Annotated in this window: 16 protein-coding genes; 10 read left to right on the top strand and 6 right to left on the bottom strand. The window is 71.1% G+C overall.

The genetic code is table 11. The features are described from left to right. Positions 1 to 32 precede the first annotated feature (32 nt). Positions 33 to 1,262, top strand: a complete 1,230-nt coding sequence (locus ABEA43_RS08280; RefSeq protein WP_345560026.1) for an MFS transporter — start codon at positions 33 to 35, stop codon at positions 1,260 to 1,262. 10 nt (positions 1,263 to 1,272) lie between these two features. Here ABEA43_RS08280 and ABEA43_RS08285 read toward each other — a convergent pair whose 3' ends face one another. Next, positions 1,273 to 3,420 carry a DUF6351 family protein gene (locus ABEA43_RS08285; RefSeq protein WP_345560027.1) on the bottom strand — a complete coding sequence of 716 codons (2,148 nt, stop codon included), beginning with the start codon at positions 3,418 to 3,420 and terminating at the stop codon, positions 1,273 to 1,275. Between the two features lie 181 nt (positions 3,421 to 3,601). Between ABEA43_RS08285 and ABEA43_RS08290 the strand changes: the two genes are divergently transcribed. The 6 genes from ABEA43_RS08290 (at position 3,602) to ABEA43_RS08315 (ending at position 7,759) form a co-directional block, all read left to right on the top strand. After that, positions 3,602 to 4,846: an AI-2E family transporter gene (locus tag ABEA43_RS08290; protein ID WP_345560028.1), complete on the top strand. Its 1,245-nt coding sequence runs from the start codon at positions 3,602 to 3,604 to the stop codon at positions 4,844 to 4,846. An 11-nt stretch (positions 4,847 to 4,857) separates the two neighbouring features. Continuing rightward, positions 4,858 to 5,412: a PaaI family thioesterase gene (locus tag ABEA43_RS08295; RefSeq protein WP_345560029.1), complete on the top strand. Its 555-nt coding sequence runs from the start codon at positions 4,858 to 4,860 to the stop codon at positions 5,410 to 5,412. After that, complete coding sequence (dut, locus tag ABEA43_RS08300) at positions 5,409 to 5,849, top strand: dUTP diphosphatase (protein ID WP_345560030.1); 441 nt, start codon at positions 5,409 to 5,411, stop codon at positions 5,847 to 5,849. The genes ABEA43_RS08295 and dut overlap by 4 nt, the downstream gene beginning before the upstream one ends. A 179-nt stretch (positions 5,850 to 6,028) precedes the next feature. Then, positions 6,029 to 6,667 (top strand): DUF3710 domain-containing protein, encoded by a 639-nt coding sequence (locus ABEA43_RS08305; RefSeq protein WP_345560031.1) that lies wholly within the window; start codon positions 6,029 to 6,031, stop codon positions 6,665 to 6,667. 209 nt (positions 6,668 to 6,876) lie between these two features. After that, on the top strand, positions 6,877 to 7,083 hold the full coding sequence (locus ABEA43_RS68130; RefSeq protein ID WP_225289212.1) for an OB-fold nucleic acid binding domain-containing protein: 207 nt from the start codon (positions 6,877 to 6,879) through the stop codon (positions 7,081 to 7,083). Positions 7,084 to 7,087: 4 nt separating this feature from the next. Then, on the top strand, positions 7,088 to 7,759 hold the full coding sequence (locus tag ABEA43_RS08315; protein ID WP_345560032.1) for a DUF3159 domain-containing protein: 672 nt from the start codon (positions 7,088 to 7,090) through the stop codon (positions 7,757 to 7,759). 183 nt (positions 7,760 to 7,942) lie between these two features. On the opposite strand, the gene ABEA43_RS08320 is transcribed toward ABEA43_RS08315, so the two are convergent. Beyond that, entirely contained in the window at positions 7,943 to 9,676 is a 1,734-nt protein-coding gene (locus ABEA43_RS08320; protein WP_345560033.1) for an HAD-IIB family hydrolase, read from the bottom strand. A 152-nt stretch (positions 9,677 to 9,828) separates the two neighbouring features. Here ABEA43_RS08320 and aroA point away from each other — a divergent pair, with 152 nt between their 5' ends. After that, positions 9,829 to 11,070 (top strand): 3-phosphoshikimate 1-carboxyvinyltransferase, encoded by a 1,242-nt coding sequence (aroA, locus tag ABEA43_RS08325; RefSeq protein ID WP_345560785.1) that lies wholly within the window; start codon positions 9,829 to 9,831, stop codon positions 11,068 to 11,070. A gap of 92 nt (positions 11,071 to 11,162) precedes the next feature. After that, positions 11,163 to 11,378 carry a hypothetical protein gene (locus ABEA43_RS08330; protein WP_345560034.1) on the top strand — a complete coding sequence of 72 codons (216 nt, stop codon included), beginning with the start codon at positions 11,163 to 11,165 and terminating at the stop codon, positions 11,376 to 11,378. Between the two features lie 57 nt (positions 11,379 to 11,435). On the opposite strand, the gene ABEA43_RS08335 is transcribed toward ABEA43_RS08330, so the two are convergent. From ABEA43_RS08335 to ABEA43_RS08345, 3 genes are read right to left on the bottom strand one after another with little or no spacing between them, the layout of a single operon-like run. Beyond that, on the bottom strand, positions 11,436 to 11,849 hold the full coding sequence (locus tag ABEA43_RS08335; protein ID WP_345560035.1) for a TIGR03668 family PPOX class F420-dependent oxidoreductase: 414 nt from the start codon (positions 11,847 to 11,849) through the stop codon (positions 11,436 to 11,438). A gap of 2 nt (positions 11,850 to 11,851) precedes the next feature. After that, positions 11,852 to 12,511 carry a potassium channel family protein gene (locus tag ABEA43_RS08340; protein ID WP_138695442.1) on the bottom strand — a complete coding sequence of 220 codons (660 nt, stop codon included), beginning with the start codon at positions 12,509 to 12,511 and terminating at the stop codon, positions 11,852 to 11,854. Beyond that, positions 12,511 to 13,176, bottom strand: a complete 666-nt coding sequence (locus ABEA43_RS08345) for a potassium channel family protein (protein WP_345560036.1) — start codon at positions 13,174 to 13,176, stop codon at positions 12,511 to 12,513. Before ABEA43_RS08345 ends, ABEA43_RS08340 begins: the two co-directional genes overlap by 1 nt. 102 nt (positions 13,177 to 13,278) lie before the next feature. Between ABEA43_RS08345 and ABEA43_RS08350 the strand changes: the two genes are divergently transcribed. Continuing rightward, a complete protein-coding gene (locus tag ABEA43_RS08350) occupies positions 13,279 to 15,321 on the top strand; it encodes an APC family permease (protein WP_345560037.1) in 2,043 nt (680 codons plus the stop codon). On the opposite strand, the gene ABEA43_RS08355 is transcribed toward ABEA43_RS08350, so the two are convergent. Beyond that, on the bottom strand, positions 15,308 to 16,945 hold the full coding sequence (locus ABEA43_RS08355) for an alpha/beta hydrolase (protein WP_345560038.1): 1,638 nt from the start codon (positions 16,943 to 16,945) through the stop codon (positions 15,308 to 15,310). The two genes, ABEA43_RS08350 and ABEA43_RS08355, sit on opposite strands and share 14 nt — an antisense overlap. Between the last annotated feature and the right edge of the window lie 115 nt (positions 16,946 to 17,060).

Here is a 17,060-nt window from a genome sequence, read left to right on the forward strand (position 1 = left end):
TTTTTCTCAATCGGTCGTGGATCCTCGTTCCGGTGAGCCTGCTGCGCGATCGCGACTTCCGCGGACTGTTCCTGGCCGACACCGCGAGCCAGGCCGGTGCGCAGGTCCTCGTGCTGGCGCTGCCCTTGGTGGCGGTGTCGGCGCTGCACGCCTCGGCCGTGCAGCTGGGCGTGCTGGCCGCGTGTCAGACGGTCGCGTTCGTGGTGATCGGGTTACCGGCGGGCGCGCTCGTCGACCGGCTGCGCAAGCGGGTGGTGATGATCGTCAGCGATGGGGCGCGGGCGCTCGCACTCGTCTCCGTGCCCGTCGCCTGGTGGCTGGACGCACTGACGATCTACCAGCTCTGCGCGGTGGCGCTGGTGCTCGGGGTCTTCACCGTGTTCTTCGACGTCGCCTACCAGAGCTACCTGCCGCATCTGGTCGAGCGCGAGCGGCTCGTGGAGGGCAACTCGGCGCTGGAGGTCGTGCGCACCGTCGCCCAGCTCGGCGGGCCGAGCGCCGGCGGCTACCTGATCCAGTTCCTGACCGCGCCCTTCGCGCTGGTCGCCACGGTGGCCGGGTTCGCCTGGTCGGCGCTGCTGCTGACGACGATACGCAGACCGGAGGCACGCCAGGAGCCGCGCCGCGCCCGCCTGGTGAAGGAGATCGCGGAAGGCGTCAGGTTCGTGCTGGGGCACCGGCTGCTGCGCCGCATCGCCGGCTGCACCGCCACGGCGAACCTGTTCTCGGCCATGGCCCAGCCGATGATCCTGCTGCTGCTGGCCAGGGAGCTCGGCCTGGGCGCGGGCACGATCGGGCTGCTCATGGCCGCCGGCGGGCTCGGCGGCCTCATCGGGGCTCTGGTCACCGCCAGGCTGGTGCGCCTGCTCGGGCAGGGGCCGACGATGTGGCTGGCCATCGCGGTGCCCGCGCCGCTGACGTTCGTGCTGCCGTGGCTGGAGGCGGACTGGCGGCTGGCATTCTTCGCGCTGCAGGAGCTCGCCCTCGGGGCCGGGACGGTGGCCTACAACGTCACCCAGCTCAGCTTCCGCCAGACCATCACGCCGGAGCCGCTGCTCGGCAGGATGACCGCCACCGTCCGCTTCTTCGTCTGGGGCACGCTCCCGGTCGGTGGGCTGCTCGGCGGCGTGCTGGGCGAGGTGATCGGGGTCAGGAACACGTTGCTGGTCGCCGCGTGCGGCTCCTGCCTGGCGTTCCTGTGGGTGATCACCTCACCCATGCGCACGATGCGCGAGCTGCCCGTGCTGGAGGAGTGCCCATGAGGGGTTCGGCTCAGTAGTCGCACACCCCCGTCGGGAAGATCTGCCCCAGCCGCGCACGTTCGTCCGCGGTCGGCTTCCAGGAGCCGTACAGGCCCCTGGCGACGGCACGGTCCACCGGCTGCAGGCGGCACTTGTAGACGCCGCCCTCCAGCGGGCCGCCCGCCACGACGCGGGTGGTCGAGTAGAGCGGGAACTGCCGGGTGCAGGCGCCGGGGGCGCGGCGGTCGAGGATGCCGTCCCAGACGTGCGGGCCGGCGGCGAGCTGGGTGCCGTCGGTGGCGAAGCAGCGGTCCACGGCCTGGGACGGCTTGTTGCCGGTGACGCCGCGCGCCGGATATTTCCGGATATTGGCCATCCAGGCGTCGATCACCTGCAGCGCCTCGGGCGTCTGGTCGAACCTCGGCCCGTCGGGCCGCGCGTCGGTGAACCAGATGACCTGGTTGCCGGCCCGGCCGTCGTGGTTCAGCATCCGCTGCCGGGAGGCGAACGACTGGTGCGCGTTGTGCATGTCGAGCTGGTCCTCCAGGTAGTGGCGCCAGTCGATGACGGGGATGTCGATGTCGCCCTTGAACACCAGGCCGCTGCGCTGGACGTTCCTGATCGCGACGGGGTCGCCCGTGCGGCGGGGGGCGGGGTCGCCCTGGTTGATGTTGCGCGCGCTCCACGGGTCGAAGTCGGCCGGGCAGGCGGACGGCACGAACGGGCAGCCCTCCTGGACCATGGCGGCCGCCTCCTTCCAGGAGCCCGCCTTGGCGTTGACGTCCAGGAACTCGGCCGGGGTGAGCACGCCGTCGGCAAGCGCCTTGAGCCCGTACTGGACGCCGACGTTGTCCCAGGTCGAGCGGGCGTAGCCGGACGCGTCCAGGCCGTAGACCGTGCGCACGTCGTCCCAGTGCGTCCACTGCACGGTGTCCTTGACGCCCGGCGGGTCCATGAGCTGCCACTCGGGGTCGTTGTTCGAGGTCCACAGCGGGTTCATGGTGAGCGGGGTGAGGCCGCGCCAGCCGCTGACGCACTCGTCGGAGCCCGGCTTGCCGGTGTACCGGTTCGCCGCGGTGTCGCTGGCGTTCATGCCGATCAGCGCCGTGCGGTCGTCCCACCTGGCCCAGCGGGGATTGTGGTCCATGTAGCGCTCAAGCAGCTCGCAGTCGCCCACGTGGATGGTCTGGGTGACCATGTCGGGATAGGAGTACTGCGGGATGGCGGCGTCGATCACCCGGTCGCCGTGGTTCTGGCCGTAGATGTACTGCTGGATGGCGCCGCCGGAGCCGCCCAGGCCCACCGTGTAGAGCGGCAGGCCGTGCTGCTCGATGAAGCGCTCCTTGACCATGAGCGCCGTCTCGCCGCCCAGGATTAGGTTGTAGTGGGTGGAGGTGCGGGTGCCCGAGGAGTGCAGGATCGCGTAGCCCTTGCCGAGGGGGTACGGGTCGAGCGCGCCGCCGCCGAGCGTGCCCTGGTCGTGGCCGATCGCCACGCCGCCGTCGAACCGGTAGACCGCCCTGCCGTTCCAGCCGTCCTCGATCATGGCGATCGAGTAGAGGAAGCGGTTGATCACGCCGCGCTCCCGCCGTACGACGAAGTCCACCGTACGGCCGTCCAGCAGCGTGGTCGTGGACATGTCGGCGGGACGCCCGTCCGGCATGGCCTTGTACGTGCCGTCCGTCGACCTGTACAGCCGGTCGCCGGCCGTGGGCGCGAAGCAGTCCCTGCTCCAGCCGCCGGCGACCCGCATGCCCTGGCCGTCCTGATTGTCCACGGCGGGCGGGCCGAGGCCGCCGCGCTCGGTCTTGCACAGGAACGGGTACTGGTGCGGGCCCGAGAAGACCGGCCCCTCGATCGGGTGGTTGCGCACCCGTAAGGACTCCCGGTACGGCCACGCCACGGCGGTGATCGTGTTGTCCCCGTCGGTCAGGCCGGTGACCACGCCCTCGAAGCCGTCCCGCGTCCGCTCGAAGGCGGCGGTGACGTCCTCCCCGTTGCGCAGCACCTTGAGTTTCCCGCCCCGGGACTGGCGGACCCTGACGCGGGCATCACCGCCGGTGACCTGGTCGGGCCGGCCGGACAGCACGTCCAGCGCCAGATCGGCGCGGGAGGCGTGCGCGGGGGCGGGGGCGCCGATGAGGGACGCGAGCACGACGAGGACCACGACAGCCTTCATGAGCATGACGGTGACACGTGTCACACCCCTTGCACAGGCCCCATCTACGCGGTGTGAACCGGCCTGGTCAGCAGGGCAGGCGGGTGCTCCCGGCGTGTTCTTCGACAGCGGAACGGCCGTTGACCAGGCTCGATCGTTTAAGGGCGCGCATCCGCGTGCCGGACGTGCCAGTCTTGAACACGTGCTGCCCGACCGACGAACCAAACTCGTGCCGCCCGTGCTGGCCAAGATGGCCGCCTGGTGCGGGTGCCTGATCCTCGTCGGGGTGGTCGTCTACTACTTCGTCCAGGTCATCGCCAGGCTGACGTTCGTGGCGTTGCCGGTGGCGATCGCCCTGCTGCTGACCGCGCTGCTGTTCCCGCTGACCAAGAGCCTGCGCAACACCGGGATGCGGCCCATCTACGCCACCTGGATCACCATGCTGGTGGCGCTCACCGTGCTGGCCGGCACCGGGTGGCTCGTCGGGGCGCGGGCGAGCGAGGAGTTCCCCAACCTGGTCAGGCAGGTCCAGGAGACCGCCAGATCCGTGCAGAACTGGCTGATCACCGGCCCGCTGCACCTCAAAGAGGCGCAGATCACGGGTTACGTCGACGAGATCGCCACGATGGTCAACGCGCAGCGCTCGGCGATCACCGGCACCGTCCTGTCGGCGGGCGCGGTGGCCTTCGAGGTGCTCGCGTCGATCGTGCTGCTGCTGTTCGTGACGTTCTTCCTGCTCAAGGACGGCGACCGGATCTGGGGCTGGTTCCTGCGCGCCTTCGGCGGCGTGGCGCCCCGGGTGGACCGGGCGGGGCGGGCCGCGTGGACCACGCTGTCCCACTACGTCCAGGGCACCGTGGCCGTGGCCGCCGTGCACGGGCTGATCATGGGCATCGTGCTCGCCGGCATGGGGGTGCCGCTGTGGGCGCCGCTGGCCGTGCTGATCTTCTTCGCCAGCTTCATCCCCATCGTCGGCATCTTCTTCGCCGGCACGGTCGCGACCCTCGTCACGCTGGGGGCCAAGGGGCTCGTCTACGCGCTGATCTTCCTGGGCATCCTGATCGTCGAGCAGCAGCTCGAAAACCACGTGCTCCAGCCGCTGATCGTGGGGCGCGCGCTCAACTTCCACCCGCTGGCGATCATCCTCGTGCTGGCCATCGGGGGCATCCTGGCGGGGATCGCCGGGGCGGCGGTGGCCGTGCCGGTGGCCGCGGTGATCTACCGGGCGTTGCCGGAGCTCAGACACAAACCACCCGCTCTGCCACCGCCACCGCCCCACGACGATCGTCCCTCCGGCGACGATCCGCCACCGCCCCACGACGACCGTCCCTCGGGCGACGATCCGCCGCGGCCGGGGGACGACGGCCTCAGCCCCTACGGCGAGGGCCGGCGGCCTGCCGGGGCGGGAACGGCGACTGAGGACGGTCCCCCTGGGGACACGGAGTAACCTCGTCACCCGTGACTCGTTCCTCCCTCACCACCCCGCCGCCGGACGCCGCCGCGCCCGCGGTCCATCCCGGCGCACCGCCGGCGGGCGCCACCCTGTCCTCCCACTACAGCCAGTGTTTCGGCTGCGGCGCCGACCATCCGACCGGGCTGCATCTCAAGGCCAGGACGCCCGACGGCGCCACCGTCGAGGCGGAGTTCACCGTGGGGGAGGCCCACCAGGGGGCGCCACGGCTCGCGCACGGCGGTGTGCTGGCCACCGCCATGGACGAGGTCATCGGAATGTCCGTCTACCTGCTGCACAAGCCCTATGTGACGGCTCGGCTGGAGACCGACTACCTTCTCCCCGTTCCCGTGGGCACGACACTCCACCTGCGCGCCTGGTGCAACGGCATCACCGGCAGGAAGGCGTACCTTGAGGCTGAGGGGCGCATCGGCGCCTCAGACGGACCGGTCGCCGTCCGCGCGGCAGCGCTGTTCATCGAGGTGAACATGGAACACTTCGCCAAGCATGGCGACCTGGCCGCCATCGCCGCAGAACATCCCGACTACGAGGTGAACCCTTGAGCAATGTAGAGGTCCTCATCCAGCGGCTCGACGCCGAGCTGCCGATGCCGTCCTACGCCCATCCGGGAGACGCGGGCGCCGACCTCTACGCGGCCGAGGACGTCGAGTTGCTGCCGGGCGAGCGGGCGATCATCGGCACGGGCGTGGCGATCGCCCTGCCCGATGGCTATGCCGCGTTCGTCCACCCGCGCTCGGGGCTGGCGGCCAAGCACGGCGTCACGCTGGTCAACGCGCCCGGGACGGTGGACGCCGGCTACCGGGGTGAGATCAGGGTGACTCTGATCAACACCGACGCCAAGGAGCCGTTCCGCCTCCAGCGGGGCGAGCGGGTGGCCCAGCTGGTGATCCAACAGGTCGAGCGGGCGGCCTTCTACGAGGTCGAACGCCTGCCGGGTTCGGTGCGTGGCGCCAACGGGTTCGGATCTACGGGACGCTGACCCATGAGGCCGCCGCCGGAGGGCATCCCGCGCAGGGAGCCGGTCGGTGCGGTCGTCAGGCGGCATACCGGGCAGGGGATCGGGCAAGGGGCCGCATGCGGCCCGAGGGACAGCGGGCCGCGAACCGGCCCGGAACAGCGGGCCGCACCGAGGCCCGGCGAACAGGGAGAGTGAGTACCGTGTTCCGACGTCGTCGTCGTGAGCAGCCGGAGCAGGCGGGCGAGCAGGAGCCTGCCGTCCCCACACGAGAGTCCGGCCCGTGGGACGCCGACGAGGCCCACCCGAACACCGACAGGATCGACCTCGGCGGCCTGAGACTGCCGCACAACCCCGACTTCGACGTACGCCTGGCCTCCGTGGGTGACCAGCACGTCGGCGTCGTGGTCATCTACGAGGACACCACGCTGCAGCTCCAGGCCCTGGCCGCGCCGCGCAGCTCGGGACTCTGGGACGAGGTCAAGACCAAGATCCGCGCGCAGGCGAAGGATCTGGAGGAGCGGGAGGGCCCGTTCGGCAGCGAGCTGACCGGCGAGATCAACGCGGACGGCGGTCCCAGGCCGGCGCGCTACCTCGGCATCGACGGGCCGCGCTGGTTCCTGCTGGCGGTGATCTCCGGCAAGGGCGCGTTCGACGAGGCGGTCTCCGAGGCGTTCGCGGACTTCATGAAGGACGTCGTGGTCGTGCGCGGCGACGATCCGATGGCCCGTGAGGAGCCGATTCCGCTGCGCCGACCCAACGAGCAGACGGCCGAGACGGACGAGCATCGGCCGGGGGTCAACCCGTTCAAACGAGGACCTGAAATCAGTGAGATTCGCTGAGGGCTGACATCACATAGGCTGCATTCATCATGAGTACGGCAGAGCCTCCGAAACGCGGGGGATTGCGCGGGTTCTTCAGTCGGCTGGCGACCACCCAGTCCGAAATCGAGGCCCAGGAGCTACGTGAAGACGCCGACGAAGTCGGTGCCACCCCGATCGCATCGTGTGGCGGGCGCCGGCGCTTCTGCGTGGCGGGTACGCTACGTACGGTGACCTTGCGTCCAAGAGGCGGCGCCCCCGCTCTGGAGGCGGAGCTCTACGACGGGTCGGACGTGATCGACCTGGTCTGGCTCGGCCGCCGTAAGATCGCGGGCATCGAGCCGGGCCGCACGGTCAAGGCCGAGGGCCTGGTCAGCATGCAGGACGGGCGCAAGGTGATGTTCAATCCGCGTTACGAGCTGCGGCCAGGGAGTTGATCATGTGAGTGCTGAGGCGGAAGCGGTCGCCCACGACACGGTGGAGGCGGCGGTGCGAGCCCAGCTCGCCAAGGCCTTCGGCGGCGTGCGCGGCATCATCGAGGCGGCGGTCCCGACGATCGCGTTCACGCTGTCGTGGATCACCACCGAGGACCTGAAGACGTCGCTCATCATCAGCGTGTCTCTGTCGGTCGTGCTGCTGCTGGTCAGGATCGTGCAGCGGTCGACGCCGCAGTTCGTGATCAACAGCCTGATCGGCATCGCCATCGGCGCGTTCTTCGCCAGCCGCACCGGTGACGCGAAGGACTACTTCCTGCCCGGCATCCTGTGGAACGCCGGCTACATGGTGGCGATGCTGCTGTCGATCGTCACCCGGTGGCCGGTCGTCGGCTTCCTGATCGGCTCGGTCACCGGTGACCCGACGGCGTGGCACAAGGACCCGGGCATCGTGCGGCTGTGCACGCGCCTGACCTGGATGCTCATGCTGCCGTGCGCGGTGCGGGTCGCGGTGCAGGGGCCCGTCTACCTGTTCGGCGGTGGTGACGAGGCGGTGGCGGCGCTCGGGTTCGCCAAGATCGTGATGGGCTGGCCGCTTCAGGTGGCCGCGCTCGGCGCGATGCTGTGGCTCCTCGGCCGTGGCCGCACCCCGATCAAGCCCCCGGTCGCCCCCGCCTGAGCCCGTCCGTCCCGCCTGAGCCCGTCCGTCCCGCCTGAGCCCGTCCGTCCGGCCCGAGTCCGTCCGGCCAGCCGGAGCGCCCGTCCCTTCGGCCTGGGCCGGTCTGCGCGGGACGGTTCGGTGGTTCGGTCCTTCGGCCTGGGCCGGTCTGTGCGGGGACAGTTCGGTGGTTCGGTGGTGGGTTCAGCGGCCGTGTTGGTCGGGGTCGAAGTCGGTGGGTTCGGCGGGCAGGGTGTAACGCTCGCCGATGAGGTCGGCCACCCGCCGCCGGGTCTCCTCCGGCGGCAGCCCGTCCTCCCGCTCCACCGCCTCCACCTCCTGCGCGAGGTCCGTGTCGCCGAGGCAGTCGCGGATCCACCGCGAGTAGTCGCCCCGCCGGAGGTGGTGCAGCCAGGTGTCGTCGTCCACCCCCTCGCTCAGCTCCACGAACGTGTGCAGGTTGCGCGCCCGCAGCCGCAGCCGCTCCCCGGGGCCGGTGAAGTAGAAGCTCTTGTCCTTGGCCATCGTGCCCGCCGCGTACTTGCGCCGGTGCCGGGTGCGTTCGATGCGGGCGGGCGCCAGCGTGAGCTGCCGGGCCGAGTCGTCGCCGACGTGCCACAGCGCGAGGTCGCCCCCGGGCGCCGGCCGCAGCGTGGGAGGGCGGTCCTGGCCATGGGCGGCGGCGAACGCGGCCAGCGTGCCGGCCGGCTCCTTGCCCACCGCGACCGCGCAGGTCACCAGCCGCAGCGCGTCGGGGCTCACCGCCTCGGGATGCACGGTAACCATCATGAGCGCGCCGAGGTCCCCGGCCTCGTGGAGGGGCACGTGCCGTACCTCCGACGGCATCAGATGGTGGGCCTCGTCCACGACGAGCCAGTGCGGGTGCCCGAGCCTGGCCCGCAGCCCGGTCAGCCGGGGCAGCAGCTCGGCGAAATAGGCCGGGCGGTCGCGTAGCTGCAGGCCGATCAGATTGACGACGACGCTGTGGTCCGGCTGCTCCAGGACGTGCATGACCTCCTCCACGCCGGGCACCCGGTCGGGGTCGCCGAGCACGGTGACGCCCGGATGCTCGGCGTAGTCCCCCTCCGGGTCCACGATCACGCACTGGTAGTCCGCGCTGACGAGCCGTTCGAGCAGCGCCGTGGTCACCGTGGACTTGCCGCTGCCGGACGGCCCCGCCACCAGCAGCCCGACCCCGTACGGCGGGAGCCGTACCTCCTCCTCGTCCCGGTGGCCGAGCAGGACGTGGCGGCGCGGGACCGCCACGGCGTCCAGGTCGCCCGCCAGCAGCATTCCGGCCAGCTCGGCCACCCCCTCGCCGTTCTCGCCCGCCAGCCGCAGGTCGCAGGCGTCCTTGAGGGCGGGCAGCGCGTTGGCGACCGTGGCGCCGCACTCGGCGGCGCTCAGGAACGCGTGGTCGTTCTCGCCGTCGCCGACCGCCACCACGCTGTGCTGCGACAGGTCCAGCCGGTCGAGGGCGGCGGTCAGGCCGGTGGCCTTGTTCACGCCGGGGGGCAGCACCATGACCGCGCCCTTGTTGTAGATGACCTGTAGCTCCAGGCCGAGGTCGCGGATCGCGGCATGGACCCGGACGTCGTAGGGCTCGCGCGTGGCGATCAGCACGTGCCCGATTCCCAGCGGGCTGACGCCCTCGCCGCGCAACCGTTCGGCCAGCTCGGCGGGGGGCGGGTCGGCGAGGGCGTCGGTGGTGCGCTGGTGCGGGTCGTACAGCAGGCCGCCGTTCTCGGCGACGATCAGGTCGAACAGGCCCGGGTGCGGGAAGACGGCGAGCAGGTCTTCGAGCTCGCGGCCGGTGACCAGCAGCAGCTTGATCCCCGCGCGGGAGAGCCGCTCCAGCGCCTGGATCGTCGCGTCGGGCACCTGGCCGTCCCTGGCCAGCGTCTCGTCGTAGTCACAGGCCAGGACGTGGTAGCGCATGATCTCGTCCCTACCCGGCGCCGGTCCGCGATCCGGCACGGCGGGTGAAAGCGCGGTGAACTTTTCGCCCTTGCGCGATGGTCAGATGATCGGCAGGTGCCGGCGTGCCAGGGGGCCGTCCGGAGGGCTTTAGGCTGCGTGGGGTGAGCATCATGCAGGTCCCTGGATCGAAGTCCATCACCGCCCGCGCCCTGTTCCTCGCCGCCGCCGCCCGTGGCACCACGGTGCTGCGGCGGCCGCTGCTCTCGGACGACACCGACGGCTTCGCCGAAGGGCTGAGCGCCCTCGGCTACCGCGTGGAGCGCGAGCCGGAGACCTGGACGATCGAGGGCCGCCCCGAGGGCCCCGCGGTCGCGGAGGCCGAGGTGTTCTGCCGCGACGGCGCCACCACCGCGCGCTTCCTCCCGGCACTGGCGGCGGCGGGGAAGGGCGTCTTCCGGTTCGACGCCTCCGCCCAGATGCGCCGCCGCCCGCTCGGCCCGCTCACCGGGGCACTGCGCGCGCTCGGCGTCGATCTGACGCACGAGGCCCAGGAGGGCCACCACCCCCTCACGGTACGGGCGAACGGCGTCCAGGGCGGCCGGGTCACCCTCGACTCCGGTCTCTCCTCGCAGTTCCTCACCGCGTTGCTGCTTCTCGGCCCGCTCACCCGCGAAGGGCTGCGGATCACCGTGACCGACCTCGTCTCGGCCCCCTACGTGGAGATCACGCTGGCGATGATGCGCAGCTTCGGGGTCGAGGTCGAGCGCACGGGCGGCACCTTCGTCGTGCCGCCGGGGCCGTACACCGCCACCGGCTACGCCGTCGAGCCCGACGCCTCCACGGCGAGCTACCCGCTGGCCGCCGCGGCGCTCACCGGGCGCAGCGTCACCGTGCCCGGGCTGGGCTCGTCCTCGCTGCAGGGTGACGTGCGCTTCGCGGAGGTGCTCGGCCGGATGGGGGCGGAGGTGCGGCTGGGCGCCGATGCGGTGACCGTGACCGGCACCGGGCGGCTGCGCGGGCTCACCGTGAACATGCGCGACATCTCCGACACCGTTCCCACGCTCGCCGCCATCGCGCCGTTCGCGGACGGTCCCGTACGCATCGAGGACGTCTACAACACCCGGATCAAGGAGTGCGACCGGCTGGAGGCGTGCGCGGAGAACCTGCGCAGGCTCGGCGTGCCGGTGAGCACCGGGCGGGACTGGATCGAGATCCACCCGGCGCAGCCGCGCGGGGCCGAGATCGCCTGCCACGGCGACCACCGGATCGCGATGTCCTTCAGCGTCACGGGCCTGCGCACGCCCGGGATCACGCTGGACGAGCCGGGCTGCGTCAAGAAGACGTTCCCGGGCTTCCACCAGGCGCTGGACGACCTGCGCGCGGCCTGGGGGCTCGGCGAGCCGCACCGGTAAAGATCTTCAGGTCAACCTCTTACCCAGTCTATCCACTTCTCCGGGTACGAAGGCAGACGAAAGATCATCGCACGCCATATCGGGGGCCCACCATGTACAAAAGCATCGCCGCCATCAGCATCACCGCCGCCGCCCTGATGATCGCGGCCGTACCCGCGATCGCCGACGACGACTTCGCCGGTCCGCAGGACGCGCAGTGCGGGCACAGCCTGGCCGGTCTGTTCAAGCTGCGCAGCCCCTTCCTGGCCAAGTTCGTCGGGGAGTGCGCCGACACCGACGACATGCACACGGCCCACCTGGTCGACTGACCAGCGCGGATCGACCCCTCGCCGGGCGCCGGCGGGGGGTCGCCGCGTCTGCGGGGGCTATCCGGTGTAGGACCAGCCGGACCAGCGGCTGACCGCGATCACGATGACCGGCCCGCCGGGCACCTGCCGGGTGTACTGGGGGTATCTGCCGGCCAGCGCGCGAAGGGCCTCCTCGCGCACCGGCCCGCTCTCGTGCACCCGCGCCGTGCCGTCGGCGCGGGCCCACCAGAGCCGGGTCCAGTCGTCGTCGTAGTGGTCGGCGAGAACGCTGACCCGCGGCTCGTGGCGGATGTCGCGCAGCCGGCGCAGATCGGTCGTCCGCTTCGGCTTGTGATCGACCGCGGTCACGATCTCGTCGCCCTGGACGGCGAAGGTCACCGGCACCAGACGGGGCGCGCCGCTGTCGCCGACGGTGGCGAGCCGCGCCACCCGGGCGCCGGCGAACCTCTCCCTGGCCTGCGCGGCGTCCATCGTCAGTGCTGGGACAGCAGGTGCGCCAGCTCCTGCTCCACTTCCTGGCTCGCGACGAACAGCAGCTCGTCGCCCGCCTCCAGCGGGTCGTCCGCCGTCGGGACCAGGACGCGGCCCTCCCGCAGGATCGCCACCAGCGCCGCGTCGACCGGCCACGGCACCGAGCCCGCCCGCTGGCCCACGACCGGGGCGTCCTCCGCCAGCGTCAGCTCCACGAGGTTGGCCTGGCCCTGGCGGAACGTCATCAGGCGCACCAGGTCGCCCACGCTCACCGCCTCCTCCACCAGGGCGCTCAGCAGGCGCGGTGTCGAGACGGCCACGTCGACGCCCCACGACTCGTTGAAGAGCCACTCGTTGTTGGGGTGGTTGATGCGGGCCACCACGCGCGGCACGCCGTATTCGGTCTTGGCCAGCAGCGACACCACGAGGTTGACCTTGTCGTCGCCCGAGGAGGCGACCACGACGTGGCAGTTGTTGAGCCCGGCCTCGTCGAGTGAGGCGATCTCGCAGGCGTCGGCGAGCAGCCACTCGGCGCGCGGGACGCTGTCGATCTTGATGGCCCGGGGATCGCTGTCGATGAGCAGCACCTCGTGGCCGTTCTCCAGGAGCTCGGCGGCGATGGAGCGGCCGACGGCGCCGGCTCCGGCGATGGCGACGCGCATCAGTCGTCCTCCTCCGGTGCCGCGGCGAGCACCTTGTTGATCCGGTCCATGTCGTTCTCGGCGGCGATGACGTGGAGCACGTCACCCTCCTGCACCATGGTGTCCGGCGTGATGGTCAGCGCCTCGCCCATGCGGTTGATGAAGGCGACGCGCGTCCTGGCCTGCCCTTCGAGGTCCACGACGCGCTTGCTGATCCAGGAGGGGTGCACGGTGACCTCGGCGAGGACGACGGTGCCCGTGGGGTCGCGCCAGAGCGGCTCGGCGCCCTCGGGGAGGATGCGGCGCAGGATCTGGTCGGCCGTCCAGCGCACGGTGGCCACCGTGGGGATGCCCAGCCGCTGGTAGACCTCGGCGCGCCGGGGGTCGTAGATGCGGGCCACCACGTTGTCGACGCCGAACGTCTCGCGCGCCACGCGGGCCGAGATGATGTTGGAGTTGTCGCCGCTGGAGACCGCGACGTAGGCGGCCGCGGACTCGATGCCCGCCTCGGTGAGCACATCGCGATCGAAGCCCACGCCCGTCACCCGCCGCCCCCTGAAACCGGCGCGAAGCCGGCGGAAGGCCTGCGGATCGCGGTCGATGATGGCGACGGAATGGCCGTTGTCTTCGAGGATGTGGGCCAAAGTCGATCCGACCCGGCCACACCCCATGATCACTATATGCATTTCCCCCCGCATCTCCGCGGTCGGCCGGTTGCTGGACACCAGTATGGCCCGATCGGGGAGCGCCTCGTTTAGGGCGTCGGCTTGGGGCTAGCATCTCGTTACGTGGCGAAGGTAACGGATCTTGTCAAACGCGTGCTCGTGGGGAGGGCCCTGCGCAGCGGGCAGCTCCACGAGCAACTCCTGCCCAAACGCATCGCCCTGCCGGTCTTCGCCAGCGACGCCCTCTCCTCCGTGGCGTACGCCCCGCAGGAGATTCTGGTCATCCTGTCGCTGGCCGGAGTGTCCTTCTACGCCTACAGCCCATGGGTCGCGATCGCCGTCGTGGTCGTGATGCTCACGGTGGTGGCGTCGTACCGGCAGAACGTGCACGCCTATCCGAGCGGCGGCGGCGACTACGAGGTGGCGACCACCAACCTCGGCAAGAACGCCGGGCTCACCGTGGCCAGCGCCCTCATGGTCGACTACGTCCTGACCGTCGCGGTCTCCGTCGCCAACGGCGTCGACTACGTCGGCGCCACGATCCCGTTCGTGGGCCAGCACAAGCCCGCCGTCGCCATCGTCATCGTCATCCTGCTCACCGTGGTCAACCTGCGCGGCATCCGCGAGTCCGGGGCCGCCTTCGCGGTGCCCACGTACGCGTTCATGATCGCCGTTCTGGGCCTGGTCGCCTGGGGCGGGTTCCGGCTGCTGATCCTGGGCGACCAGATCGAGGCGCCGAGCGCCCACTTCTCCATCGAGCCCGAGCAGGCCAACCTCACCTCCTTCGCCGCCGCCTTCCTGATCCTGCGCGCGTTCTCCTCGGGCTGCGCGGCCCTGACCGGCGTCGAGGCCATCAGCAACGGCGTGCCCGCCTTCCGCAAGCCCAAGAGCAAGAACGCCGCCACCACGCTGCTCATGATGGGCCTGGTCTCGATCACCATGTTCGGCGGCATCATCGCGCTCGGGCTCGCCTCCGGGGTGAAGGTGGCCGAGCCGTCCGTGGTCGCCGAGGACCTGCTCAGGCCGGACGGCACGCCCGTCGGCCCCGGCTACTACCAGCAGCCGATCATCGCCCAGGTGGCCGACGCGGTGTTCGGGGGCGGGTCGCTGCCGTTCGTGGTGATCTCGGCGGTGACGGCGCTGATCCTGTTCCTGGCGGCCAACACCGCCTTCAACGGCTTCCCCGTCCTCGGCTCGATCCTGGCGCAGGACCGTTACCTGCCGCGCCAGCTCCACACCCGCGGCGACCGGCTGGCCTTCTCCAACGGCATCGTCATCCTGGCGCTGGGCGCGTGCCTGCTGCTGTGGGGGTTCCAGGCCGACGTCAGCCGCCTGCTGAACCTGTACATCGTCGGCGTCTTCGTCTCGTTCACGCTCAGCCAGATCGGCATGGTCATCCACTGGACCCGCCACCTGAAGACCGAGACCGACCCCAGGGTCCGCCACCAGATGCACCGCTCGCGGGTGATCAACTTCTTCGGCGGGATCATGACCGGGCTGGTGCTCGTGGTCGTGCTGCTGACGAAGTTCCTGGTCGGGGCCTGGATCGTGTGCATCGCGATGCCGATTCTCTTCCTCATGATGAAGGGCATCAGGCGCCACTACGACAACGTGGCCGCCGAGCTGGAGCTCACCGACGACTACGAGCCGGCCATGCTGCCCGCGCGCAACCACACGATCGTGCTCGTCTCGAAGATCCACAAGCCGACCATGCGCGCCATCGCGTACGCCCGCGCCAGCCGGCCCTCCACGCTGGAGGCCGTCACCGTGGGCGTCGAGGGCGAGGAGGCGCGCAAGCTGCAGGAGGAGTGGGAGCGGCGGGGCATCCCGGTGCCGCTCAAGATGCTGGACTCGCCCTACCGCGAGATCACCCAGCCCATCCTCGACTACGTCAAGACGCTGCGCAGGCGCTCGCCGCGCGACGTGGTGACCGTGTTCATCCCCGAATACGTGGTCGGTCACTGGTGGGAGCACCTGCTGCACAACCAGAGCGCGCTGCGGTTGAAGGCGCGGCTGCTGTTCAAGCCGGGGGTCATGGTGACGAGCGTGCCGTGGCAGCTGCACTCCTCCGACCGGCTCAAGGGCCGGCCCGAGCCGTTCGCGCCCGGCTCCGTACGCCGTCCGGGGCACCAGGCCGCCAAGGACCAGCAGATCAAGAGCCGCTGAACAGGGCGCGCAGCCGGCCGGTGTCCGCCGCGCTCCAGCCCGGCGGCGCGGCGACCGCGGCCCAGCCGTCCACGATGTTGGCGCCGTACCGGTGCCCGTGCCCTGGCGGCACCGACAGCGCCGCCGTCATGTCCACCAGCACCTGCCAGAACGTCACCAGCGGGAACCAGTTCATCTGCGGGTTGACGCCCGGGCCGCGCACGCCCTCCAGCCAGGCCGGCCTGCGGTAGATGAGGTCGGGCGTCCACCAGACGACCGGGTCGGAGTCGTTCTGCAGGTAGACCACGCGCGGGTGCGGCCAGGGGCCCGGCGGCCGGCTCAGGTCGCCCGGGTGCTGGGCGAACCTGGCGGTCCTGCCCCCGTCGTAGACCGGCCGCCAGACCGGGCTGCCCGGCTCGCGGGCGGTGGTGAGGTGGTGCCAGATGGGATTGGCGTTCGGCGGGCCGACGAACATGGCCCCGTCGGCCCGCGCCACCAGGTCGTCGAGGTCGCGGACGGCCTGCTCCAGCTCGTAAGAGCCCAGGCTCTCGCCCGACAGCAGCAGCAGGGGCCGCCCGGCCGGCGGCAGCCGCTCCCACCTGGCGCGCACGGCCTCGAACAGGGCCCTGCCGGTGGCCGCCGCCTTGTCCCTGTCGACCAGGAACGACACCCAGCTCGGCAGGTACGAGTACTGCAGCGCGACCAGGGCCGAGCGGCCGTTGTACATGTACTCCAGCGTGTCCGCGATGTGCTGGTCCACCCAGCCGGTGCCGGTGGTGCCCAGCACGGCCAGCACGGGCCGCCCGAACGCGCCGGTGCGCTCCAGTTCGCGCACCGCCAGGGCGGCCTGCGCCTGGGGCGAGGTGGTGCTGTCGAGGCCGACGTACACCCTGATGGGCTCGGCGGCGGGGCGGCCGGAGAAGGCGGCGAGGCGGGCCGGGGTGGCGGCCCCGGCGGCGAAGCGGCGGCCCTCCCTGCCCAGCGACTCCCAGGTGACCAGCGAGCCCGGTCCGCCCGCGAGATTGGCCGACGCGGGCCTGCGGACGCCCGGGTGGGTGCCCTCGTTCGTGACCGAGGAGACGTCGCTCATCCTGGCCACGAACCCGGAGAACAGCACGTCGTTGGCGAACACCGCGACCAGGAAGCCGATGACGAACACGCCGACGGTCTGGCCGACCAGGACGGGGACGAACCGGTCCAGCCAGGTGATCAGCTTGCGGCCGCCTAGGCGTACGAGTCTGGAAATAGCCAGACTTGTCGTGAAAAGGAGGACGGTCACCGCGAGGATCAGCGGCGGGAACCACGTGATCCGCGTGTCCATGCCCATGAGCGGCCGCAGGTCGCGCTGCCAGTCGTAGCTGTACCAGAGCGCCACCGCCGCCAGCGCGAGGCAGCCGCCGATCAGCACCCGCCAGGCGATCCTGCGCCACCGCCGAGGCGGCCGGTAGGGGATCAGCGCCCGGCCGAGCGCGCCCGCGGACGCGCCCACGGCGTAGCCGAGTATGCCGGTGACCGCCCCCATCACCCCCTGGTAGAGCCAGGTGCGGGGAAGCAGCGACGGCGTCAGCGAGGCGCAGGCGAACAGCGTGGCCAGCAGCGTCCCGCCGAAACCGAGCCGCCGCCACACCACCCGTCCACTGTCCACGACCACCTACAGTAGTGGATCAAGTCCTTACGGTAGTCGGGCAGGTCGGGGCATGGGTGCGGACCGTGCTGGACGCGGCTCCCCATAGGGTGGTCACTGTGGAACAGGTATCTCT

The sequence above is a fragment of the Nonomuraea rosea genome, assembly GCF_039539705.1.
GTDB classification, from domain to species: domain Bacteria; phylum Actinomycetota; class Actinomycetes; order Streptosporangiales; family Streptosporangiaceae; genus Nonomuraea; species Nonomuraea rosea.